This window comes from Fibrobacter sp. UBA2449, assembly GCF_002342555.1.
Taxonomy (GTDB): Bacteria; Fibrobacterota; Fibrobacteria; order Fibrobacterales; family Fibrobacteraceae; genus Fibrobacter.
The window spans coordinates 49,767-71,803 of sequence record NZ_DDQF01000008.1; the positions used below are offsets into that span (position 1 = coordinate 49,767).

The window sequence follows — 22,037 nt, forward strand, 5'->3', positions numbered from 1 at the left end:
AGTTAATCCTTGATACAGCGGACCGGATAACCATATTTGCGGGCATCTGGTTGCTGAAGCAAGCTCGCGGGAATCGATGTGTTATATGCAGAAATAACCGGATAATAATCCGAGCTCGCAATATCTTCCCCTGCCGGCGCTCCCGCAATAAACATCTGGACAAGTTTCTCCGAAGCGAGCCAGATATTAAAATTATCCTGCGTATTCACAAAGCTACCGTCAGGATCCCTGCGGCCCATAGGAACAGTGGAAAAACCGGATGCATTGCTCGCGACGCGCCAGTAATCGAAATCCCATGCGACAACGGATTTAAACGCATAGGTATAGGTGAAAATTTCACTAACCGAAGCGCCCTCCACCAATCCAGCATAAAGAGCAACAGCAGACTCCTGAGCGTACCTTTCGATTACATACGAAAGGAGCGCGTTCCAGTCCAATTCAGACGGGATATGCCACCCTTCAGGGCAAATTCCCTGAGTGACCGATCCCAAGGGCATCTCGATGTTATTGTCTGCAAAGGAAGTATCCTGATCCATAGCCGCCAGGAATGTGTAGAAACGCCCCGCCTTTTCGCAGTTCTGCGGATTGTCCATATAGCACCAGCTATTTCCCTTCAGGTTCGGAGTCTTCACGCTATCGGCGTAGTTGAGATTCTCGGCCATCCATAGCTGGGCACCAATCGTCACCGTCCTGTACGTATTCTGGTCACGCGGGTCCGTCAGGGTGCCATATTCAACAGCAGGATTGAAGTAGTCGTCCTTCTGGAAATCCCACATGTTCGTTACTCTCCAGCCAGAATCCGAACAGATGTAGTACTTGTAGAACTCCACGGGTCCCTGGATAATTTCATTTGTCGCCTTCGAGCAATCCTTGTCGATTGTATTCCTCTCGATTTCTGTCGCCTCTCGCCAGCGACCATTATCGCAAATGAAGCGTATAAAATAGGCAAAGCCTGTAAAATTCCCCTTGATAATCTTATTTTCAACGCACTCGTTCCCGTAAGCATTGTATTCCGCATAATTCGAAGCACGCCATCCATCTTTATCGCAAGTGTAATACCCGTTGCCTTCATATACGGTTTCGTTTAGGTTCAGCTTGTCGCAGAGAGGCAGGACATCATCGGCATTGGAACTGTCCTTAAGGCAGCGTACCGAAGCCCCCGCAATCGAATCGTCACACAGGAAGTTCAGATGGTAGTTCGAGATAAAACCCTGATAGCAGCCCGCCCTTGATGTTGCAAGGTAAGCATTTACCATCCTTTCCCGATAGGAACCATCTACAGAACGGTAGCCTGCACCCGGAACGCCAAAGGAAAACTCATTATTTCCGGATACGTACCACGTCTGTCCATATCCCTGCAGGCTCTTGGCCGGCGGGATGTCGGGCTCTACAGCGGCGACATAGTCTATCAGTTCTTCCCACTCGTGCTGCGACGGAATGTGGAAACCCGCCGGACAGAGATTTTCGGTCCCGCCAGCATACAAGCGACCCAAGCTTTCGCAATTGGAAACATCATCGTTGTAGCACCAGCTGGAATCCGTTTCATACTGCAAGTTTTCCCCAAGCCAGACCTGAGTCCCAATCTGCGTCGTTTGATAGACACGCCCATCCCTGGGATCGGTTATCGAACTAATGACCTCTTTTCGCGGAGAATCTGGTTCCTTGGTTCCTGACGAATCATCACCGCAGGCAAAAAGAACAAGAACAGCAAATAAACCAACAACGCACTTGCAAATGTTCATATATCCCCTAACGTTAGAACTTTTTCCGTCTACTTCTTTTCCCGAATTCGCTTGTACAGGCTTTCGGCCTTCTCGGTATCGCCCGCGTTCGAGAACACGTGGCCCACGTTCTCGGCACCGATGCGGCCCTGTGAACTGCCCGCAAGCCAAGCCCTCATGTAGCATTCGAACGCTTCGTCGTAGCGCTTCTGGTTGAAGTAGATCTGCCCCAAATCCAGGTTGAGGTCGCCCTTGCCCTTGTTGTGCCGCAGGCCTTCTTCCAGCGTGAAGATTGCCATCCACGGGGAATTGTTCTGCACGTACATCTGCGCGAGGTAGCGGCGGGCCGAAACGTTTTCCGGGTCCATCAGCAGGCCGTTTTCCATCTCGTTCAGGGACTGGCGCGTGGAATCCATGCTGCGGTAATAATAGGCAAGCGTGAAATGCACGTCGGCACCCGCGGTAGCCGTCATCTGGAGCGCATTCTGGAGCGTCTTGATGGCGTACTCGTAGTCGCCGAGCTTCTCGTAGACTTCGGCAAGCCCGTACCAGGCATCCATGCGGTCAGGGTTCAGCTGTAGCGCCCGTTCGAAGTTCTTCTGCGCAAGCGTCCAGTCGCGGCCCTTCAGGTAACATTCGGCAAGCGCAAAATGCACGTGGTCCGATTCCACCCCGAGTTCGATGGCGCGTCGGTATGCCGCAATCGCATCGCCCGGAGAATCCGCAAGGTAGTAGAGGTCACCCAAGAGCATCCAGGCCTTCTCGAAATTCGGCAGGAGTTCCACGGTGCGCCTGTAGGCCACCATCGCGACCTGCTTGCGGTCGAGCTGCACCAGCGCATTGCCCAGGTTGAACCATGCGAAAGGCTCGTAACGGCCCTCGTCGATGGCTGCACGGTAGAGCGGGACCGCTTCCTTGTACTTCCCCTGGTCGTAAAGCTCGTTCGCCTTGAAGAAATAATCCTCGGCCGCGAAAAGCGGCACGGCAAGCAACAGCAAACACAACAACCTACTTAACAAAGCGGAACTCCTTTGTGGCCTTCTGTGCCACGGGATATCCGCCAAGCTGAGCGGGACTGAATTTCCACTGGCGAACTGCCTTCAGGGCCTCGTTCTCGAAGCCGTAACCCGGCGGGTCGAGGCTCATCACGTTCGCCTGCGCCACGTCGCCATACACGTCGATGACAACCATCACCTTCACGTAGCCCGAAATGCCGAGTTTCTTGGCGCGTGCCGGGTACGTCGGCTGAACTTCCTTCAAGACCTGCGCCTGTTCGTCCACCTCGCCCGCCTCGTACACTACGTTTTCCATCGAGCCCGTACCCACGGCGACTCCGTCACCCGCGGCACCGCGCGCAAGCGACAAATCCATCTGGAAATTCTGGCTGCGGCTTACACCCATGTTCGAGGAAATCTTGAACGGGTTCGGGTTCACGATGGTGCGTATAACCTTCTGCTTCACCTCGGGCTTTTTCTCGCTCACGAGCACCTCGACTTCCGTCACGGTGTCGAGTTCCTTCTCCGTCTTTACGCCCCTGTCGAAGAACAGCGCGTTCAGCACCGGCACGGCAAGGAAGAACACCGCGCTCACAGCAAAGGAGAGCACGAATGCCACCGGGAACCGGAAATATTTAGCGAGAAAGTCGAGCACTATTCCTCTTTGTTCGCGGAAATGGAAACCTTGCGGACTTTAGCCAAATTGCATTCGTCGAGAATGTCCACCACCACGCCGTTGGGGGCGTCGCGGTCGCTCACGATAATCACGGGGCGGTCGGGCGCTTCGGCCATCATCTGGCGCAATACCGTATTCAGGGTAGAGAGGTTCACCTGTGTCTCGTTGATGTGGATTGTCCCCTGGCGTGTCACGCCAATCAAGATGCTTTCCTTCGCGAGTTCCTTCGCGGAACTTGCCTTCGGCTTCGTCACGTCCACGCCGGTTTCGCGCGTGAAGGTCGACGTCACCACGAAGAAGATGAGCAAGATGAACACGATGTCGAGCATCGGGGAAATGTCTATCTTGCCGGAATCGCTAGAACGTTTACGTATGAAACTCATTTTTCCTCCTCCGCGGAACTTTCCGCGACGGAATCGGCCGGCCCTGCCGCGCCATTTTCAAACACAAAGGATTCGTACTTGAGCGCCTCGCTCCACGCCTGCTTTTCGACCTTCTCAACGCAACCCGAGAGGAAGTTGTAGGCAAGCATCAGCGGGAACGCCACGAGCAGGCCCGCCTGCGTGGTAAGCATGGCCTCGGAGATGCCGTCGGCCAGGAGTGTCGGGTTTCCGAACCCGAAAAGCTTGATGGTATCGAATGTATGCGCCATGCCCGAAACCGTACCGAGCAGGCCGAGCATCGGGGCAAGTGCCGCGCATGTAGAAATCGTCTTGAGCGAGCGCGAGAGATTCACGGATATGCGGTGGCGCGTCTCTTCCATCGCGTTACGCACGGCAACGGGGCCTTCTGCACGGTGGTCGCGCACGTCGCATGCAAGCGCGTAAAAGTAGCCGTAGGGCCTGCGGGCAAGTTTAGCGAACGCGACATCCTCGCCCTTCTTTTTCAGGTTGTTCCAGAACCCGCCGAACACGCCGTTCACGCTGCCGCCCTTGAGCATGAAGTAATAGCCGTAGCGCTCGAGCATCAGGAACCAGCCGAACCACCCGATAACGAATATGGGCGCAAGCACCCATCCTCCGCGGAAGAGCACGGCCATGGCGGCTTCGATTACAGATATTTCGCTTACGGTTTCCACAGGGATTCCCGCTTACTTTTCCTTGATCCAGAGCGCGTTCAGCACGGCGAGCCCGGCACTTTCCATACGGCTGCGAACGGCGTCGGCGCGGTTCACGAGGAAGGTGTGAATCAGTTGCAAGGGAATCGCCACAATCAGGCCCGCTTCCGTGGTCACGAGGGCGATGGAAATGCCACCCGCAAGGAGTTTCGGGTCGGATGTACCGTGCATCGTAATCACGTCGAAGAGTTCAATCATGCCCATCACGGTACCCAGGAGCCCGAGCAGCGGGGCGGTCGCCGCAATCACGGAAATCCAAGTGAGCCCGGATTCCAGCTTCGGGACATCGGCGGAGAAGAGTTCCTCGAGCGCCTTTTCGGCACCTTCGCGGCCGGCGTAGTTCTTGGAAAGCACGGCACGCAGCACCTTCCCCACTTCACCGTGCGTCTTTGCCGCAAGCGAGCGTGCCGTGTCGATGTCGCCCGCCTTGAGGGCCTTCAGCACGCGCCTGTTCGCGATACCGCCGAAGCCCCTCACCATGAGCCAAACAAAGCGCCAGAGGGCTATAAGCAGGCCGATGGCAAACAGCGCTACAATCGGGTACATGATGATGCCGCCGTCCTTGAAGAACTGCCTGAGTTTGTCCTTCCAGGTAGTTTCCTGGTGGTTCGCGAGTTCAGACGAAAGTTCCGTACTGAGCAGCACGTCGACCGGCACCATCACGAACGCGGAATCGTTCACGTTCGCAAACACCTTCGCAACATCCTTCTTTGTATCGGGAGTCAAATTCTCCTGCCAGTTATAGACGCGTTTCTTTTCGCCCGCGACAGGGAGCATCAAGGCAGCCGGATGCAACCCGTTGATATCGACAGCGTTCGCCATCTGCATCGCGAAAAGGCCGCCAAGGCGCATGCGGTCGCCCTGCGCAACGGCAGTGCCGAACACGAGTTCCGCCTTTTCCACATTCATTTCGCGTGTAAAGGCCAACTCGGCACGCGCGGCATCGAGCACGCCCTTCGCAATCCGGAGCGGGTCGTCGCGGTAAAGCGACATTTCCTTCTTAACCTTGTTCTGGATCTCTACGCGTTCGGCCACCTTGAACTGCACGCCCTGTTCCTGAAACTTCGAGAGAGTTTCCAGACGTTCGGGGCCGGCCGCAAGCGAGAGAAATTCGGCACGCGCCTTCTCGGCCTGGAGTTTCACCTGTGCCAAATCTTCGCGAGCGACTCGCACATCCTCGAACAGGCGGGCGCGCTCCGACATCAGGGCGTCGACCTTCTCCTTGCTCTCCTGATACTTTTCATTGAACATCTCGCGTTCCTGGTTTGCCGTCTCGCGGTCCTTCCAGCGGGCGGCGACAGCCATGTCACGCTTCTTGCGGGCTTCTTCCAAATCGGCCTTCGCACTATTGAGCTCGGCGCGCTTCTTCACAGCATCGATATCGGATGGCTGCTGAGCCACAGCAATCGACGAAAGCGAAAGGACTGCCGTTACGGCAAAAGCAAGGGTAAACTGTCTAACCATCATTCACCCTCCTTCGGAAAAGCGACCGGTATGGTCACGAGCCTTGGAGCGGTCTTCCCTTCGGCGACCTTCATCACGTCTTTCAACACGGTGCGCATCGCGAGGTCATCCGACACGTTTTTCCAGGCATATCCACCATCGGCGGTACGGGCAAGCCAAAGCACGTCGTTGCCGTCGTTGCTCACGAATATGGATGCCACGGCGCCATAACGCAAAAAGGTTCCGGGTACGCTGCGGGTATCCACCTGCAAGAACCCCTTCCACACTTCGGTCGTATAGCCAAGACGGATGCGGTCATAAAACACTTCGAGAGTTCGGTTCAATGCGTCGTCCGCCTCGATAACTCCCTTGTGCAGCTGTTCGGCAATCTCCCGGACGCTCTTCACTGTTTCCTCGTTCCGGTAGGGGAAGTCCGATTCGAAAACCGGCACCAGGGAATCGATAACCTTAGCGAAAGATTCGTTGTACTTGCCCTTGCGACTCTCGTACCAACGGATTGTGCCCATCGTCTTCTGGCGAATTTCAGAAATATGCTTGAGTTCCGCCTTCAGGGAATCCATTTCGGCCTTGAGAGCCTTGCTCTGCGCCGAAATCGCCTGGACCTTCTTGCGTCCGACTTCGACGAATTCCGCATGACGCTTCTTTTCGGCATCGTGCATGTTCTTTTCGCGGGCGGTTTCCGCCTCGACCGCCTTTATCTGGCGGCGTACGCTTTCCACCGTCTCCTGCGCCTGGGAGAACACTCCAGCTAGGCACAAACTAAGGAATATCTTAGAAAACAAATGAAATTTCATAGGCAAAAAAATACAAAGAACCGCGGTCCCTAGACCACGGTTCCAAGCGAAAAAGTGGAGAATCGACGCTTACTTCTTGGAATCCTTGAAGTACTGCGCGGTGTTCTTGGCACCCGCCTTCTTGAGGGCCTTGATCAGGCGTGTGTAGCCTTCGTTCGTGGCCCAGTCGAGCACGGAGTAACCCTGGCCGCACTTGGCGTTCACGTCGACCTTCTTGTCGATGAGGAACATCATGGCGTCGTAGTTGCCGTTCTTCACGGTCCAGTGAATCGGGAGGTAGCCATCCGGGCCACGGTTCTCGAGCGGGGCGCCTGCATCGGCGAGCACCTGGAGCATGTCGACCTTACCGGCCTTGGCAGCGATAAGAACAGCGGTACCGAGCGAAGCCGGATCGGCACCTTCCTTCTTGAGCTGCTGGAGGAGGAGCGTGACAACGTCCTTGTTGCCCATCATCACGGCGTTATCAAGCACCGTTTCGCCAGCGCTGTTGCGCACATCGGCCTTGGCACCATGGTCGAAGAGGTAGTTAAGCACCATCACGTTGCCCTTGTTCGCAGCGATAGCCACGGCATTGTTGCCGTTATCGGCGAGAGCATCAATCTCAAAAGAAGCCTTCAGGAACACAGTCATCATCAGGGTGTCGCTATTGAAGGCGTAATTAACGAAGTTTCCCGGCGTAAAGGCTATCTGGTGCTTGGTCAAAGCCTTGCGAACAGCCTGCGGGTCACTCTTGGCGAGGAATGCCTGCACGGAAGCCGGGTCCTTGAAGTTGACGTCGTCGCCACAGGCGACCATGGAAAGAGCGAGGCCAAGGCCACAAAGTCCGAGTAATGTTTTCTTCATTTTATACTCCAAAAGGTGTTTTTTGTTCTTATGCCACTAAAATTACACTTTTTTCACCATTTTATTCACAAAAAAAAATTTTTTTCTAAAAAAAATTAAATTTGTATCCATGAGTAAATTTTTATTATCCATAATTATGGCATCCTCCGTTGCCGCCATCGCCGACACCGTCTATATCGACAACTCCATGGCCGCAGCCACCCGAAGCGACACCGAGAAATACGAAGAACGCGTATCCGTCGGTCCTTACGTCGAATTCATGGACGTCAAGGCCGATAACGTCAACTACAGCTACAAGGTCAACAATCGCAAATACGACATCAGCGTCGACAACACCTACCTCTACGGCGCCGCGGGCAACCTCCCCCTCAACGACTGGTTCGGATTCTACGCCATCGCAGCCTACCAGTACCTAGGCATCCACTACGAGGACCGCGACCTTGAACGCGCCTACAAGGCACAGGAAGCCCTGGAAATCGAATACGACGGCTGGAACGTCCCCGTCGAAGTCTCCGACATCAAGGGCCGCCACCAGATGCACATCGTGCTCATCCAGTTCGGTTTCGACGTCGGAGTCCCGCTCATCGCGAGCTACAACTACCAGTTCATGACCAAGCTCTTCCTCGCCGGCGGCGTCATTACCGGAAAGACTTTCTTCCAGAACGATTCCAAGTTCCTCGCGCCCGCCCTCTGGGGCTACGGCTACAGCGCCGGGCTTCGCATCGCGTTCCATTCCGTGACGCTCTCCGGCGGCGTCCGCAACTCGCACGAATACTTCCACACCTACTACGAACGCCCCATTTCCGACACCAAGGACGGAGACGAATTCATGCTGGATTTCGACGCCTACTTCCAGCCGTTCATAAACCTAAGCATAGCGTTATTCTAAGGCGACAAGGGAGGGTTCCACCCTCCCTAAGACCCTACGCTAGGGCTTCTTGATTTTCAGTTTGTCACCGGCCTTGATCTTGGTATCCTTAAGGCCGTTCCACTTGACGAGGCTATCGATGGTCGTCTTGTAGCTCTTTGCGATATCAAAGAGCGAATCGCCCTGCTTCACCGTATAGAAGACGAACCCCTTCGGAGCCGCTTCGGTCTTGCTCTCTGCATTCGCCTGCTTTGCCGTAGGCTTGCCGCGGACAATCAGGGTATCCCCCGGGAAAATGCCGTCGCCCTTGAGCTTGTTCCAGGCCTTGAGGTCTTCGACGGTGCAGTTAAACTTGAGCGAAATGCCATAGAGGTTGTCTCCCGACTTTACCACGTAGGTATTGCCCTTTGCGGGTGCGCTTTTCGATTCGCGGCCCGAACGGCCCTTGTCGGACCTGGATGCTGCGTCCGACTTCGAAGACGACTTTTCCGACGGAACAAACCGGGGCTTTTTAGGCGGCACATAAACCGGAATTACAAGGGAATCCCCCACAGAAAGGCGCTTCACAAAGCCGCCGTTTGCTTCCATCAGGAGAGCGGCGGGAATCTTTAGCGCGGCCGCAATATTCGCATAAGTATCCCCCGAAACGACAACATAACGTTCTCCCTTCTTCAGCACGATTTTCCTGTCTTCTGCAGAAGGCTTGAGTTCCGGCTTAGACACGAAAATCGTATCGCCCTGTTTCACGACAGACGCGGCATCCATGGAATTCCAAACGCGGAGGCTCTCCTGGGAGATGCCGAACTGCCGGGCTATGGAGGCCAGGTTGTCGCCGAGCTTGACCACATAGGTGCGCACCTTCGTCGGCTTCTTGCCCGAGGACCTGCGCGGGGTCACCTTGATCGGGATCAGGAGCGACTTGCCCTGGCGGATGCGGTCATTCTTCATGTCGTTCGCCTGTTTGAGTTCCGAAACGGAAATGCCGTACTGGCGGGCGATGCTCCCCAGGTTTTCCCCCTTCTTCACCTTGTGATGGTGCCAGCTGGAGAAGTTGTTCTTCTGCATCCGGTCGTAACCTTCAACGAACACGGCGCGCTTACCGAGCGGCAGGCGAAGAACGTAGGAATCGACATTCGGAGGCGTACACCATTTCACGAGTTCCATGTTGAGCGTGCGGAGCGTATCCTCGGGAACTTTGAGCAGCTTGGCCACTTCTTCCAGCGGGAACGAATCGAAAACGGTGACCGTATCGAATACGGGGCGGTAGGTCTGCTTTACCTTGAGCTCGTACTGCTCCGGGTAATGACCAATGACCATCGCGGCGAGGATTCTCGGCACGTAGTGCATGGTCTCGTTGGGCAACTGGAGATCCCAGTAAGTAATCGCCTGCGAGGTATCGCGCGTAGTATCGGCCCTCATTTCGCGAAGCAGCTTGCGGATGCGGCCTTCGCCACAGTTGTAGGCGGCCATCGCGAGGAGCCAGTCGTTGAATTCGCTGTAGAGGTACGAAAGATACCCGATTGCGGCTTCCGTGGCCATCTCGGGATTACGGCGCATGTCGACCCAGAAATCCACATTGAGGCCATAGCGCTTGCCCGTCTCCGGAATAAACTGCCAAAGGCCCGACGCCTTCGCACGGCTATAGGCCTTCACCTTGAATCCCGATTCCACGAGGGACAGGTAGATAAGGTCCTTCGGGAGCTTGTGCTCTTCGAGCTTCGCATAAATCAGCGAGTCATAGGCGGTCTTGCGGCTCAGCGAGCCCTCGATAAAGCCCTTGGCCTTGGTCGTGAGGTAATAGATTTCCTGCAGCACGCGCTCGTTGAACTGCACGGGCAACGTAAACTCGCTTACGTCCATGGTATCGAGGAAGCCGCCGAGACTTGAAAGCGCGGCGCTGTCGGCAAGCATTTCATCTTCGCCGTCCACACCCTCGATGGAAACTTCATTCTGCGCAAACGCATCGGAGCTGTCTGCACCGACCACTTCGTTCGGGAAAACCTCATCAAGCGCGCGCACCAGCCGCACCGACATCTGGAACCTGTAGAGGGAATCCTCCTTGGGACTCACATTCGCATAGAGGGAATCGTAATGTTCTGTCACAAGGTGACGCAGAGACTTTTCAAGGTAGTGTCTCGCCAGGTTCCATTCCTGGTTTTCCATCGCCTGCAGGGCGTACTGGTAGTTGGACCAAGAAGGACGGATGGCCAAGGAATCCGAGACGGAAAACTTGAGCGACCATTCGGCAAAAGATACGGAATCATTCGCAGGCGGTTCCACCACCTGCACGTCAGTCAACGACGAAGCAGCCTGCTTGGGAGAACAGGCGAGCAGGACGAATGATGCCAGAAGGGCTACAGCATAGCCCCAAAAGACCGACCCACGGATCACTGATCGTAATCCAGGTCTTCTGCGTAGTCAGACCATATCTGGTCGCGCTTAAAGGACGGCTGGTCGAAATCGACTTCTTCGTCGACTTCTTCCTCTTCCTCAATTTCCTCTTCCTCTTCTTCCTCGCTGGCAAAAGGAACCGGAGCGTCAAATCCATCCCCCTTGGGACGGCGGCCACAATGATAAGCGTAACTCAACATATTACCTCAACGTTCAGTAGGCGACTTTCTCCACCCCGTACAGGATTACCCCGCACATCACGAAAGCGGCGATTACCTGCAACAAGATAATAATCCGGTTCAGGCGGTACGCCTTCTGCGCCTTGCGATGCCAGGAGGGTATTTCTGATTTCGGTGTCGATACTTGTCTCACGAGATGCAAATATATACATATTCTTTGCAAAACAATAAAAAAAACGAAAAAAAAGTTAAATTTTTTAAGGATATGAAAAAAATCCTGCTCACATGGATGGCTCTGGCCTCAATCCTATATGCCCAGATCGGCCTCGGACGCGGCCTGGAAGGCATCAGGGTGCCGACGGCCAAGACGCTCGGCGAGGGTTATCTGTTCATGTCCGCCACCTACGAAACGGTGAGCGACGGCCGAGCCCTGTCCATGAACGGGTACTCCACGCCCGACGGGACCGTCACCCAGATTGACAACGACGCCCCCTCTTCAGGAGGAGGAATATCGGTCGGGTTCGGCCTTTCCGACATTCTGGAAATCGGCTTGTCCCTCCCCTTCTACTACGACGGCGAAATCACCGGTACCGACCTGGACGGATTCGGAGCGGGCGACCTACAGGCCTACTTCAAGTACTCGTACCCCCTGGAACTTGCCCCCGTCACGCTCGCCTTCTCGGGAGAACTCTTCGTCCCCACCGGCGCAAAGGACATCGGATTCCGGCCGAGGCACCAGTGGTATATCCACGACGACAAGAAATCCTATGCCTACAGCGCAAAAAAATGGGCCATGGCAGGATCCGGAATCGTTTCCGTCACCTTTTCGGACATCCTCTACTGGAACACTTTCTTTGGGTTCCTCCACCTGATAAACGGAGAAAACAACGACCTCGTCTGGGGCACGGGAATCGAGCTGTTGCCGCACAAGACTGTTTCCGGGATTCTTGAAATTTCAGGCGAAACAGGACTGTTCGAAGGTGACTTTATCGACGCACTGACCGACCACGTGCTGCGTGTAACCCCTGCCGTAAAAATCCACCTCCCGAACATGCTCTCGCTCATGCTCGGCATGGACGTCGGCATCGACTTCGTAAGGGATCCCACCCTCGAGAACAGCGTCAATGTCCGCCGTGCCTACGGCGACGACAGCCACATCCAGTACAACATCCGCGGCACCCCGGAATTCACGCTTCTGCTCGCCGTTACCAAGGTTATAGATTTCAGCCGCAAGGATAGCGACAACGATGGCGTCATCGACCGCGAGGACCTGTGCCCCAAGACGGAACTGGGAGCGAAGGTGAACTCTCGCGGCTGCCCCGTGGACCTCGACCAAGACGGCATCATCAACATCATGGACCTGTGCCCCGAGACGCCGCGCGGAGTCGTTGTAGACTACAGCGGCTGCCCTGTGGACACGGACAAGGACGGCGTTCCCGACTACCTGGACATGTGCAAAGACACGAAGCACGGGACCGCAGTCGACTCCACAGGATGCATGCGGGACACCGACCATGACGGCATAGACGACTACCACGACCGCTGCCCCAATTCCCTTTCCAGCGACAAGGTAGACGACGACGGCTGCCCCCTCGACGACGACCACGATGGCGTCCTCAACGATTTCGATTCGTGCCCCGAGACCCCGCGCGGATACTCCGTCGACAGGTTCGGCTGCCCGCTTGACTTCGACAACGACGGTATTCCCAACGATGTGGACATGTGTCCCAACAGTCCCGAAGGGGAACTCGTCAACGAGGACGGCTGTCCCGCCGACTACGACCGGGACGGCGTCCCTGACAGCAGGGACCAATGTCTCGAGACGCCGAGGGGATTCCCCGTCGACCAGAACGGTTGCCCCACCGACCACGACAAGGACGGTGTCGTAGATGCCCTCGACAAGTGCCCCAACACCCCGGCCGCAGCCCCCGTCGATTCCATCGGCTGCCCCATCGATTCCGACGGGGACGAAGTTCTCGACTACATGGACAAATGCCCCGGGACATTCCCGAACATCATTGTCGGCAAGGACGGATGCCCGCTGAAACCCAAGAACAACTTGAACGCGCTCGCGTCCAAGGTCCGCTTCAAGGGCAATTCCGGCGAACTGCTGAACTCCACCTACACCGTACTGAACGACGTCATCTACCTCATGAGGCGATTCGACTTCGTCCTCGAGATCCAATGCAGCAGCCCCGCCGGAGAAGAAATCGCCGAGCAACAGGCACAGGCAATCGCGGACTACATTGTGAGCAAGGGAATCCGCAAGAACCGCATCCAGGCCAAGGGGTTCGGCACAAAGCTGCCGCAGGATCCAAAATACAAGCATCTCAACACCAGTGGCGTCCGGTTCCTCCAGTTCGACACGACGCCTCCCGCATCCGAAACAAAATGATAAACACGACCCTCTGCTACATCGAGCAAGACGGCAAATACCTGTTGCTCCACCGCGTCAAGAAAAAGAACGACATCAACAAGGACAAGTGGATCGGCATCGGCGGAAAGTTCGAAGAAAAGGAATCCCCCGAAGACTGCATCCGCCGCGAGGTCATGGAAGAGACCGGGCTTTCGCTTGTGCACCCGAAATACCGCGGCATCGTCACCTTTATCAGCGACGGAATGCAAGAGACAGAATTCATGCACCTGTTTACCGCGACAGAATATGCAGGAAGCATCAAGGAATGTGACGAGGGCGTCCTCGAATGGGTGGACAAGCGGAAGGTGAAAGAACTCCCCCACTGGGACGGCGACCTGATTTTCCTCTCACTTCTGGAACGCGGAGAACCGTTTTTCTCGCTCAAGCTGACCTACGTAGGCAGCACACTCACCGAGGCGCTCCTGAACGAAGTTCCGGTTTCCGTTTCGGATTTTGTATAAATTAAATCAGCAATGAGATATAGCGACAAGGTTACCACTTCGCCAGCGCATTCGCGATAATCAGGTCCTGCAGTTTCTCGATGGCGCGAGTCTGGCCGTGGCGGTCCTCGGTCTCGTTTTTCTGGATATCGTAGACGCCATCCGCCGACAGTGACTTGTTCTCGTAGATGATTCGATCCTTGACGTTGTCGTAGAACTTGACGCTCACACGTATGGTCACACGATAGGTTTCCACATCGCTGTTGCTGTTGTAGTTTTCGGGCTTGTTCGTGTAGCTCAAAAGCGTTATCTCGAAATCGGCGTTGGCCTCTTCGTTCACCATGCGGATCCCGCCCGCATTTTTCTTGAACATGTCGACAACAGCCGTATGGATGTTGTTTGCCAGCAACGGGTCAAGCGCCTTGTCATCGACATCATGAATCTGGACTGTCTTGATATGGCTCGGAAGCGTGGAGGCGGTAAAGCTGTAGCAGCCCGCCAAAAGACAGGCCGCGGCGGTTGCCGCGACAAAGAACAACAATCGGGAAATATTCCTAGATAGCATATCCCAAATTTAAAAACAAATACGCAAGGCAAAAGAAGAAATACAAAAACACTCCCCGCAGGGAGTGCTTTCGAAAAGGCGTTACGGTAAATCCTAGAGCGAAAACTTGAACGACCTGCTGCCGACCTTCACGATATACATGCCCTTGGCTCCGGTGTAAACCTTCTGTTGGTTTCCGAGAGCGCGGGTCGTGCTCACGACGCTGCCGAGGCTATTGAACACCGTGATGGTCTTGCCCTGGGCACCTGCAACTACGATGTAGTTGTCAGAGGACTTGTAGACCGAAACCGCAAGCAGGCCCGGATCCACAGGCAAAGCGGTCGTAGAGGAAGATATTCCACCCCAGTGGTGATGGCTGGAAGAACTTCCCGTGGCGGCTGCACTGCTGGAGGACTTCGCCACATCAGACGAAGAGGCGACTTCGCTAGAAGAGGATGCCGGCGCGGTGCCAATCGGGCCATCTACGTCGTAACCCTTCACGAAGTTCCAGATATCCGAAATATCCGCCTTGGAGGGGCTGTGCATACGACCTTCAAGTTTCAGGTGCTTTATATAGACGCCATTGTCACACGGGCCCCAGGAGTAGAGAGTCGCCTTGTTCTCGGCATTGGGATAATTCTCCTTGACTTCCGCCTGCGAGGGGCACTTGAACTGGTCACGGTAATTCTTCAGGAATCCGTCGACCTGGCTATAATTCAAAACATCATCCTTGGTTCCGTGAGGATGGAAAATGGGCATAGGCCGCTGCGCCTTAGATGCGCCATACACATTCGTTCCGGAACAGGGGGCAATAGCCGCAATCTTGTCGGCAATCTTGCTTATCGCATGGTAAGAGAACATGCCTCCCATAGAAAATCCCGAAAGGTAGACACGTTTTGGATTGAGCTTGTAATCCTTGACCAACTGGTCAATGACCGCCGATATCCATTTGGTGTCCTGATCGCCACTGATGTCCCACGCACTGTATCCTTCGCCGCCCTTAGGGTAGGCAACGACGAAACCGGCCGTATCGGCAACAGTTTCCCAGTGGGTATTGGACTGTTGGTAATCGGGGTCCTGGTTGGCGCCGTGCAACGAAAGCAACAGCGGGCTATTTTCGGCGAGGCCGGACGGCGCGTAGACATAGACGTCTCGGCCCGAAACCGACACCTTTTTGTAATCGCGAATGTTTTTTCCGCCACCACCCCATTGGGCGAAGGAAAGCGTAGCCGCAGCTAGCAGAAGTAATGGAAACTTCATCTCTGTACTCCTCAGAATTTTCCGTTTGTTTACATTGTATTTACCTCCATAGACCTTACCCATTTATAATGTATATCCATAATACCGAAGTGTGACTGCCGCCACATAAATAGCGGTGTAAACGACTACAACAGAGCCCAATCCCGCCGCATTTCCCTAACCACGAGCAACTAAACACCAACCACTTTTGCTAAATTTACCCGCGTAAAATTTTTATCATCCGAGGCATAAAATGCTTGACATCAAGAAAATCCGCGAAAATCCGGAATACTACATTGCTGAAACCGAAAAGAAGTACACCACGGTGAGCCTGAAGGACGTTCTCGCCATCGACAACGAACGCCGCCCGCTCCTCACCGAAGTGGAACGCCTCAAGAGCGAACGCAACGCCGAATCCAAGAAGATTGGCGACCTCAAGAAAAAGGGCGAGAACGCCGACGAGGCCGTGGCCGCCATGCGCGCACTCGGCGACAAGATTGACGAACTCGACAAGAAGCTCAAGGATTTGGACTACAAGCAGACCGAAATGCTCATGCACGTGCCGAACATCGCCCCGCGTTCCCCGGAAGGCAAGGACAGCTCGGACAACGTGGTGGAGAAGGACGGCCCGATTCCGTTTGACTACTACACCAAGAACGATGACTTTGCCCGCGTGGACCACAAGACCCTCGGCGAACGCCTCGGCATTTTCGACTTCGAACGTGGCGCGAAGATTTCCGGTAGCGGCTTCCCGGTCTACCGTGGTCTCGGTTCCCGCCTGGAACGCGCCCTCATCCAGTTCTTTTTGGACGAACACATGAAGAACGGCTTCGAAGAATTCACGCCGCCGTACCTCGTGACCCGCAATACCATGCGCGGCACGGGCCAGCTCCCGAAGTTCGAAGAAGACATGTACCGCTGCGACAAGGACGATGACCTGTTCCTTATCCCGACTGCAGAAGTTCCTCTGACCAACCTTTACGCCGGTGAAGTGATTCCGGAAACCGAACTCCCGAAGCGTATCTGCGCCTACTCCGCCTGCTTCCGCCGCGAAGCTGGCTCCTACGGTAAGGATACCCGCGGACTCCTCCGCCTGCACCAGTTCAACAAGGTGGAAATGGTCTACTTCGCCCATCCGGAACACAGCTACGAGGACCACGAGGAACTCACCCGCTTCGGCGAAAAGCTCCTGGAAAAGCTCGGCCTCCCCTACCACCGTCTGGCCCTCTGCAAGGGCGACCTCGGTTTCGGTGCCGCCAAGTGCTACGACCTCGAAGTCTACGCCCCGGTGGAAAAGAAGTGGCTGGAAGTCAGCTCCTGCTCCAACTTCGAAGACTACCAGGCTCGCCGCGCCAACATCAAGACGAAGATTAACGGCAAGAACACGTTCGTGCACACGCTGAACGGTTCCGGCCTCGCCACCCCGCGCGTGATGGTAGGCATCTGCGACAACTACCAGCAGAAGGACGGCTCGCTCTTGATTCCTGAAGTGCTGAGGCCGTACATGGGTGGGCTTGAGGTTATTAAACCGAAAGCCTAACCATGTGTGAAGATTTTTCGTCAAGAAAAATCTGAGTGCGAGGTTTCGCAAGAAACCTTGCCTGCTCGTTAGGGTGGTCTCGAGAAGATCGAGCCGAAGAAGTAATGCGACAAGGGAGGGTTACACCCTCCCTAAAACCCTCCCGGAATACGATATAAACTTCGGCAAGCACAGCTTGCCTCGCGCATACGCAAAAGTGTATGCGTTTTTTTATACCCTAAGCAACGATTTACTTGCCTATCGTATCGGCCGGAGCCGCCAGCGCTGTCGAATCTGCAGCAGCAGTCGCGTTCGACTTCTTGTTCTTGAGGCAACGGACCGAATAGGCGAAGGTCTTCTGCTTGCTGTAGTCGCCCAGGAATTCGTCATTCTCGTAGTAGAGGTTCCAGTAAGGGGCGTGCGTCGGCGTATTGCTTTCTTCGGCAATCCAGAAGTCGGCATCCTTCCCCATGTCGCGGAACTCGCCCTTGGCATTACGAGAACCGGCCGCCAGCGCCCCGAATCCAAAGCGATCCATGCCCGTAGGCCAGTCCTCGCTGCGATTCCAGGAGACCGTTTTCTTGAGCAGGGTACCGGTGTTTTCTTCGGGATGCTTGTTGTGCTTCTTGATAAAGCGGACAAGGGTTTTCATTTCGGCATCGGTCGGGATATGGAATCCATCGGGACAAACGCCCTGGTGCTCCTCCTGAATCAAACCGGAAGCAGAATTGTTCTCGTATTCGTGCGAAAGAGCCATGGCAGACACCCAGGAATAGAGCCTACCGTAAACATTGCAATTTTCGGTCTTGTTGTCATAGCACCAGCTGTCTTCGGAATGGTAGTTCAGGTTCTGTCCCATCCAGACCTGGCTTCCGATAGCCACAAGCCTATAGATGCGGCCATCGCGTTCGTCACAGAGAGTTCCCTCCGGAGCATCCGCACAAACCGACGACGACGATGCCGCCTCGGACGAAGATGATTCCTCAGAAGACGAACGTGGTCCCCTACGCTCGGAAGACGAGGACGACTCGGGAATAGAATCACGCTCCGGTTCTACAGAAGCAGAATCCTGGACGGAAGCCACGTCGAGAGAGCCGTCGCGGTAAACCATCGGCACGGGGAAAGGTATCTGCCGGACCACCTGCTTCGGAACGTCCGGAGTAGTTTGAGCGGGGGCCGCTGCCGGAGCCTTTTTCTGTTGCGGTTCCGGGTCCTGCCTGCACGAACACACGCCCGCAACAAGCAAGAGGAGCAACAGTCCGACCAAAGTCTTTAAACACGCATGCACACAAAAAATATATATAGAATTTCAGGTCGCGAACGGACGAAAAATAGATTTTTACAAAAAATTTCCCTAGCGAAATGGATAATTTATTTAAAATCGGGAAGTTTCTCTATCTTTTTGAATCGGCCAGTCGCATCGTCACGTTCAAAATACCGGACCGCATCCCCGAGAGCAAGCATCACGAACTTCGGGGTCAACACCTTCAGGTAGCGGTTGAGCTGCACCTGTAACGCCTCCCAGGTGTATTCGCCGGGAGCCTTGCATTCCACCAGCAGCCACGGCTTGTCTAGCGTTGCTCCTTCGCGAAAATTGCTGACGATGATGTCCACGCGGTCATCCGTCTTCGGGTCTATGGCACACAGCCCGAACTCCACTGTAATCAAGTGGGCCGGCACCTTGATTTCGTTCAGCAAAAACTGAACCGTCGCCTGGCGCACGCGCTCCTCAGGCGTGTCGGGGACATCCTTCCTGCGGATGGGGTCGTATATCGTTCCGTGGGTCATTCAACACCCCCTGCAGAATCTTCATTGGCAAATTTATCTGAAAATTCCCTAGCCTGTTCGTCAAAATTCTCCACAGTCACCCGAGGCAAAAGGGAACTGCTTAACCAAAAGTCCTCTTTGAACCGTTTTTCACCCCAGTCGTACGGGAAATCCTCATACTCGACCGACAAATAATCAAGCAGGTTCTTGGATGTCTGGCGTTTCGCCAGAAACAGCGAATAATGCTCCTTGACAACCAGGTGTTCTACCCTATACCGCAAAAATGCGCTCCAAATATCCAGGTCCGGCCTATCATACCATCTAAGGTCCACATATTCGACAAACTCTTCCGTATCGCCCGAACTTGTCTCGCAGGAGTAGGTGAACCTGACATACGGGGTTTCGTAATCACGGCGCGGAAAATCATATCGATAACCGAATACATCTCCTTCGATTTCCTTCACGACGCCCAGCGTATCGTCCAACACGGCCAGAGCAATGCCAACAGGCGTCAAGTCTTTTGCCAGGACAAATTCCCCCTGCACCAGGAGATCTTCCAACGAAGCCTCTCTTTTGCGCCATTCAGATTCAACCTCATCAAAGCCATTTACCTCACGGACACTCGAATCGTCTCCGCAAGCAACCAGAAGCAGCAAAAAGAAAAAAGCCAGAAAACGTCTCATCAGTCCAACCCCGGCAAGCCCGGCGACCCGCCACCCGACTCGTTACAACGATTTACCTTTTCGCACGTCATGTAGCCGTTTTTCACGTCCCAGTCAATCTTCACGTCTTCGGCGTCTATGCGCAAATTGAAGTTACGAATCTTGGTCAGCACGCAGTCATCGCCAAAGGTTTCGTACTTAAACTCGTCACCATCGGCAATTTCGAATTCATCCTTGCCCAAGGCCCTTATGTTCCCATACGAGTCGTCATGGATGACGATATTCGTCACGTTCTTGCAGTCAAAGCTGTCACAGTTGTACAAGTCCACAAAGAGCGTAGAGAGTATTTCGGTATTTGCCACGCCCTTTTCGCATACGGCCGCCGACGGGCAAGCGATGAGATCCAGTTCAAGGCTAATCCCGTGGACTCCTACCTCGTAAACATTAAGGACTTCGGCCGAATATACGAGTTTCGCCCACTTTTTATCGGAAGAAGCCTCCTGTTTCAGGCTATCCATAAAGGCGATTGAAGTCGTACGGCTTGTCACCTGGGTCAAGTCCTTTTCAACCTCGATATCGCCACACGGAAGCAGACCGCAACTGCCAAGCAGCAACAAAACCGGCAACAGCGCGATATACTTGAACAATCCTTTCGCCTTCATATATGTTCGACAATAATAACAAATTTAACGTGTCGGCAACGGGATAGATACATTTTTCAGATATAGCCGCAAAAAATCTTGACAGATGACACCACCCGAATTATATTTAGAACTGTGAACAAATTCTTTGGACAGAACACCGCATCAGCGGCAATGGCAGCAAGCCCGGCAGCAGCCCGAGCTATTATGGGGCTGTCCAGAGAAACCAAAGTCTGCAAGGCATAACGCCAAAATCCAGATAGCAAGTTTCAAGGGCAGCCCCGAAAATGGCTGCTTTTTTTATTTACCCCCTTTTTAACCACTAACCACAAGGAACAACGGAAATTCTTGAATAATTTTATGCTATAATTACAGCGCAAAAAGAATTTTCGATACCTATACAGGAGCATAAAATGCGCAGAAGACTTTTGAGCGAAGGAGCCAAGGAACTCTCTTACGAAATCCGCGAGATCGTTAAAAAGGCAAACCAGCTCAAGGCACTCGGCCTCCCCATCCACTGGGAAAATATCGGCGACCCCATCGAAAAGAAGTGCCAGTTGCCCGACTGGATCAAGGAAATCGTGGTCGACCTCGTCAAGACGAACCGCAGCTACGGCTACTGCCCCTCCAAGGGCATGCTCGAGACCCGCGAATTCCTGGTAAAAGAGAACAACAAGCTCGGCGGTGCACAGATCAACGTCGACGACATCCTGTTCTTCAACGGCCTCGGTGACGCCATCGCCACCATCTACGGCCTGCTCTCGATGAACACCCGCATCATCGGACCTGCCCCGGCCTACTCCACCCACAGTTCCGCCGAAGCGGCACATGCCCACACGGCCCCCATCACCTACAGCCTCCAGCCCGAAAATCACTGGTATCCGGACCTGGAAGAACTGGAAAACAAGGTGAAGTACAACCCGAGCATCGCAGGCATATTGATTTTGAATCCGGACAACCCGACCGGCATGGTCTACCCGCTCGACATCCTCAAGAAAATCGTGGATATCGCGAAGCGCTACAACCTGTTCATCATCTGCGACGAAATCTACAACAAGATTACGTACAATGGAGCCCACGCCTACGCTCTCGCCGAATACATCGGTGACGTTCCGGGCATCGCGCTCAAGGGCATTTCCAAAGAATACCCGTGGCCGGGCGCTCGTTGCGGCTGGGCCGAATACTACAACCGCGACAAGGACGAACAGTTCGACGCCTTCTGCCGCGCCATCGACAACGCGAAGATGGTGGAAGTCTGCTCGACCACGCTCCCGCAGATGACTATCCCGCGTGTTCTCGGCGACCCGCGCTTTGCCGAACACCGCACTGCGCTGAACGAGAAGATTGGCCGCCGCAGTGCCATCATCAACGAAATCCTTTCCGACATTCCGGAACTGTACTTCAACCCGACCTACGGCGCGTTCTACAACACCATCATCTTCCGCGAAGGCACGCTCAACAGCCACCAGACGCTCAAGATCGACAACCCGATTATCAAGAAGAAGGTGGAAGAATGGTGCAGCAAGACGACGAACCTCGACTACCGCTTCGTGTACTACCTGCTGGGTGCGAAGGGCATCTGCGTGGTGCCGAGCACGAGCTTCTGCACAGACCTCAAGGGCTTCCGCGTGACGCTCCTGGAAGAAGACGAAGAGGAACTTCGCGAAGTGTTCACTACGATTCACGACGCCATCGTGGAATACCTGCACTCGTAGTCGGTACAGACAAGTTAAGAAAAGTCGCTCAAAAGGGCGACTTTTT

22 protein-coding genes are annotated in these 22,037 nt (G+C 54.6%); 5 read left to right on the plus strand and 17 right to left on the minus strand.

The annotated features are described in order from the left end of the window. Positions 1 to 2 precede the first annotated feature (2 nt). The 8 genes from B4B27_RS05540 to B4B27_RS05575 all read right to left on the minus strand — a co-directional run bounded on the left by B4B27_RS05540 (position 3) and on the right by B4B27_RS05575 (position 7,610). Positions 3 to 1,742, minus strand: a complete 1,740-nt coding sequence (locus B4B27_RS05540) for an FISUMP domain-containing protein (RefSeq protein ID WP_173381779.1) — start codon at positions 1,740 to 1,742, stop codon at positions 3 to 5. 29 nt (positions 1,743 to 1,771) lie between these two features. Continuing rightward, on the minus strand, positions 1,772 to 2,740 hold the full coding sequence (locus B4B27_RS05545) for a tetratricopeptide repeat protein (protein ID WP_290724494.1): 969 nt from the start codon (positions 2,738 to 2,740) through the stop codon (positions 1,772 to 1,774). Further along, the gene (locus B4B27_RS05550; protein WP_173381780.1) at positions 2,730 to 3,371 is read right to left on the minus strand and encodes an energy transducer TonB; all 642 of its coding nucleotides are present in this window, start codon (positions 3,369 to 3,371) and stop codon (positions 2,730 to 2,732) included. The genes B4B27_RS05545 and B4B27_RS05550 overlap by 11 nt, the downstream gene beginning before the upstream one ends. Continuing rightward, a complete protein-coding gene (locus B4B27_RS05555) occupies positions 3,371 to 3,775 on the minus strand; it encodes an ExbD/TolR family protein (RefSeq protein WP_072812130.1) in 405 nt (134 codons plus the stop codon). The genes B4B27_RS05550 and B4B27_RS05555 overlap by 1 nt, the downstream gene beginning before the upstream one ends. Then, a complete protein-coding gene (locus B4B27_RS05560) occupies positions 3,772 to 4,470 on the minus strand; it encodes a MotA/TolQ/ExbB proton channel family protein (RefSeq protein WP_290724501.1) in 699 nt (232 codons plus the stop codon). The genes B4B27_RS05555 and B4B27_RS05560 overlap by 4 nt, the downstream gene beginning before the upstream one ends. 12 nt (positions 4,471 to 4,482) lie before the next feature. Beyond that, the gene (locus tag B4B27_RS05565; RefSeq protein WP_290724502.1) at positions 4,483 to 5,976 is read right to left on the minus strand and encodes a MotA/TolQ/ExbB proton channel family protein; all 1,494 of its coding nucleotides are present in this window, start codon (positions 5,974 to 5,976) and stop codon (positions 4,483 to 4,485) included. Continuing rightward, a complete protein-coding gene (locus B4B27_RS05570) occupies positions 5,973 to 6,731 on the minus strand; it encodes a DUF3450 family protein (RefSeq protein WP_290724504.1) in 759 nt (252 codons plus the stop codon). Before B4B27_RS05570 ends, B4B27_RS05565 begins: the two co-directional genes overlap by 4 nt. A 105-nt stretch (positions 6,732 to 6,836) precedes the next feature. Then, positions 6,837 to 7,610, minus strand: a complete 774-nt coding sequence (locus B4B27_RS05575) for an ankyrin repeat domain-containing protein (protein ID WP_173381783.1) — start codon at positions 7,608 to 7,610, stop codon at positions 6,837 to 6,839. A gap of 136 nt (positions 7,611 to 7,746) precedes the next feature. Here B4B27_RS05575 and B4B27_RS05580 point away from each other — a divergent pair, with 136 nt between their 5' ends. Next, a complete protein-coding gene (locus B4B27_RS05580) occupies positions 7,747 to 8,499 on the plus strand; it encodes a hypothetical protein (protein ID WP_173381784.1) in 753 nt (250 codons plus the stop codon). A gap of 39 nt (positions 8,500 to 8,538) precedes the next feature. On the opposite strand, the gene B4B27_RS05585 is transcribed toward B4B27_RS05580, so the two are convergent. The 3 genes from B4B27_RS05585 to B4B27_RS05595 are packed head-to-tail and all read right to left on the minus strand — an operon-like array spanning position 8,539 to position 11,241. After that, entirely contained in the window at positions 8,539 to 10,869 is a 2,331-nt protein-coding gene (locus tag B4B27_RS05585; protein WP_290724509.1) for a LysM peptidoglycan-binding domain-containing protein, read from the minus strand. Then, positions 10,866 to 11,069, minus strand: coding sequence for a hypothetical protein (locus tag B4B27_RS05590; protein WP_173365520.1), 204 nt, complete (start codon positions 11,067 to 11,069; stop codon positions 10,866 to 10,868). The genes B4B27_RS05585 and B4B27_RS05590 overlap by 4 nt, the downstream gene beginning before the upstream one ends. Positions 11,070 to 11,082: 13 nt before the next feature. Beyond that, entirely contained in the window at positions 11,083 to 11,241 is a 159-nt protein-coding gene (locus tag B4B27_RS05595; RefSeq protein ID WP_173365521.1) for a hypothetical protein, read from the minus strand. Positions 11,242 to 11,313: 72 nt separating this feature from the next. Between B4B27_RS05595 and B4B27_RS05600 the strand changes: the two genes are divergently transcribed. Further along, the gene (locus B4B27_RS05600) at positions 11,314 to 13,443 is read left to right on the plus strand and encodes a thrombospondin type 3 repeat-containing protein (RefSeq protein WP_290724512.1); all 2,130 of its coding nucleotides are present in this window, start codon (positions 11,314 to 11,316) and stop codon (positions 13,441 to 13,443) included. Continuing rightward, positions 13,440 to 13,925: an NUDIX hydrolase gene (locus tag B4B27_RS05605; RefSeq protein WP_290724514.1), complete on the plus strand. Its 486-nt coding sequence runs from the start codon at positions 13,440 to 13,442 to the stop codon at positions 13,923 to 13,925. The genes B4B27_RS05600 and B4B27_RS05605 overlap by 4 nt, the downstream gene beginning before the upstream one ends. A 31-nt stretch (positions 13,926 to 13,956) precedes the next feature. Here the strand turns inward: B4B27_RS05605 and lptE are convergent, their stop codons facing one another. Continuing rightward, a complete protein-coding gene (gene lptE / locus B4B27_RS05610; protein WP_173365524.1) occupies positions 13,957 to 14,469 on the minus strand; it encodes an LPS assembly lipoprotein LptE in 513 nt (170 codons plus the stop codon). Between the two features lie 93 nt (positions 14,470 to 14,562). After that, entirely contained in the window at positions 14,563 to 15,708 is a 1,146-nt protein-coding gene (locus tag B4B27_RS05615; protein ID WP_290724517.1) for a PHB depolymerase family esterase, read from the minus strand. 232 nt (positions 15,709 to 15,940) lie between these two features. Here B4B27_RS05615 and serS point away from each other — a divergent pair, with 232 nt between their 5' ends. Then, a complete protein-coding gene (gene serS / locus B4B27_RS05620) occupies positions 15,941 to 17,227 on the plus strand; it encodes a serine--tRNA ligase (RefSeq protein ID WP_290724519.1) in 1,287 nt (428 codons plus the stop codon). Between the two features lie 229 nt (positions 17,228 to 17,456). Here the strand turns inward: serS and B4B27_RS05625 are convergent, their stop codons facing one another. The 4 genes from B4B27_RS05625 to B4B27_RS05640 all read right to left on the minus strand — a co-directional run bounded on the left by B4B27_RS05625 (position 17,457) and on the right by B4B27_RS05640 (position 20,297). Then, the gene (locus tag B4B27_RS05625) at positions 17,457 to 18,494 is read right to left on the minus strand and encodes a fibrobacter succinogenes major paralogous domain-containing protein (RefSeq protein WP_290724521.1); all 1,038 of its coding nucleotides are present in this window, start codon (positions 18,492 to 18,494) and stop codon (positions 17,457 to 17,459) included. A gap of 83 nt (positions 18,495 to 18,577) precedes the next feature. Further along, entirely contained in the window at positions 18,578 to 18,994 is a 417-nt protein-coding gene (locus B4B27_RS05630) for a type I restriction enzyme HsdR N-terminal domain-containing protein (RefSeq protein ID WP_173381792.1), read from the minus strand. Further along, positions 18,991 to 19,656, minus strand: a complete 666-nt coding sequence (locus tag B4B27_RS05635; RefSeq protein ID WP_290724523.1) for a hypothetical protein — start codon at positions 19,654 to 19,656, stop codon at positions 18,991 to 18,993. The genes B4B27_RS05630 and B4B27_RS05635 overlap by 4 nt, the downstream gene beginning before the upstream one ends. Next, on the minus strand, positions 19,656 to 20,297 hold the full coding sequence (locus B4B27_RS05640) for a hypothetical protein (RefSeq protein WP_290724525.1): 642 nt from the start codon (positions 20,295 to 20,297) through the stop codon (positions 19,656 to 19,658). The genes B4B27_RS05635 and B4B27_RS05640 overlap by 1 nt, the downstream gene beginning before the upstream one ends. Before the next feature lie 392 nt (positions 20,298 to 20,689). Between B4B27_RS05640 and B4B27_RS05645 the strand changes: the two genes are divergently transcribed. Continuing rightward, positions 20,690 to 21,991 carry a pyridoxal phosphate-dependent aminotransferase gene (locus B4B27_RS05645; RefSeq protein WP_290724527.1) on the plus strand — a complete coding sequence of 434 codons (1,302 nt, stop codon included), beginning with the start codon at positions 20,690 to 20,692 and terminating at the stop codon, positions 21,989 to 21,991. Positions 21,992 to 22,037 lie beyond the last annotated feature (46 nt).

Coding starts and splice junctions, on each gene's coding strand:
- B4B27_RS05540 (WP_173381779.1), bottom strand. CDS start 1,742: ATGAACATTTGCAAGTGCGTTGTTGGTTTATTTGCTGTTCTTGTTCTT.
- B4B27_RS05555 (WP_072812130.1), bottom strand. CDS start 3,775: ATGAGTTTCATACGTAAACGTTCTAGCGATTCCGGCAAGATAGACATT.
- B4B27_RS05565 (WP_290724502.1), bottom strand. CDS start 5,976: ATGATGGTTAGACAGTTTACCCTTGCTTTTGCCGTAACGGCAGTCCTT.
- B4B27_RS05575 (WP_173381783.1), bottom strand. CDS start 7,610: ATGAAGAAAACATTACTCGGACTTTGTGGCCTTGGCCTCGCTCTTTCC.
- B4B27_RS05580 (WP_173381784.1), top strand. CDS start 7,747: ATGGCATCCTCCGTTGCCGCCATCGCCGACACCGTCTATATCGACAAC.
- B4B27_RS05590 (WP_173365520.1), bottom strand. CDS start 11,069: ATGTTGAGTTACGCTTATCATTGTGGCCGCCGTCCCAAGGGGGATGGA.
- B4B27_RS05600 (WP_290724512.1), top strand. CDS start 11,314: ATGAAAAAAATCCTGCTCACATGGATGGCTCTGGCCTCAATCCTATAT.
- B4B27_RS05605 (WP_290724514.1), top strand. CDS start 13,440: ATGATAAACACGACCCTCTGCTACATCGAGCAAGACGGCAAATACCTG.
- lptE (WP_173365524.1), bottom strand. CDS start 14,469: ATGCTATCTAGGAATATTTCCCGATTGTTGTTCTTTGTCGCGGCAACC.
- B4B27_RS05615 (WP_290724517.1), bottom strand. CDS start 15,708: ATGAAGTTTCCATTACTTCTGCTAGCTGCGGCTACGCTTTCCTTCGCC.
- serS (WP_290724519.1), top strand. CDS start 15,941: ATGCTTGACATCAAGAAAATCCGCGAAAATCCGGAATACTACATTGCT.
- B4B27_RS05630 (WP_173381792.1), bottom strand. CDS start 18,994: ATGACCCACGGAACGATATACGACCCCATCCGCAGGAAGGATGTCCCC.
- B4B27_RS05635 (WP_290724523.1), bottom strand. CDS start 19,656: ATGAGACGTTTTCTGGCTTTTTTCTTTTTGCTGCTTCTGGTTGCTTGC.
- B4B27_RS05640 (WP_290724525.1), bottom strand. CDS start 20,297: ATGAAGGCGAAAGGATTGTTCAAGTATATCGCGCTGTTGCCGGTTTTG.
- B4B27_RS05645 (WP_290724527.1), top strand. CDS start 20,690: ATGCGCAGAAGACTTTTGAGCGAAGGAGCCAAGGAACTCTCTTACGAA.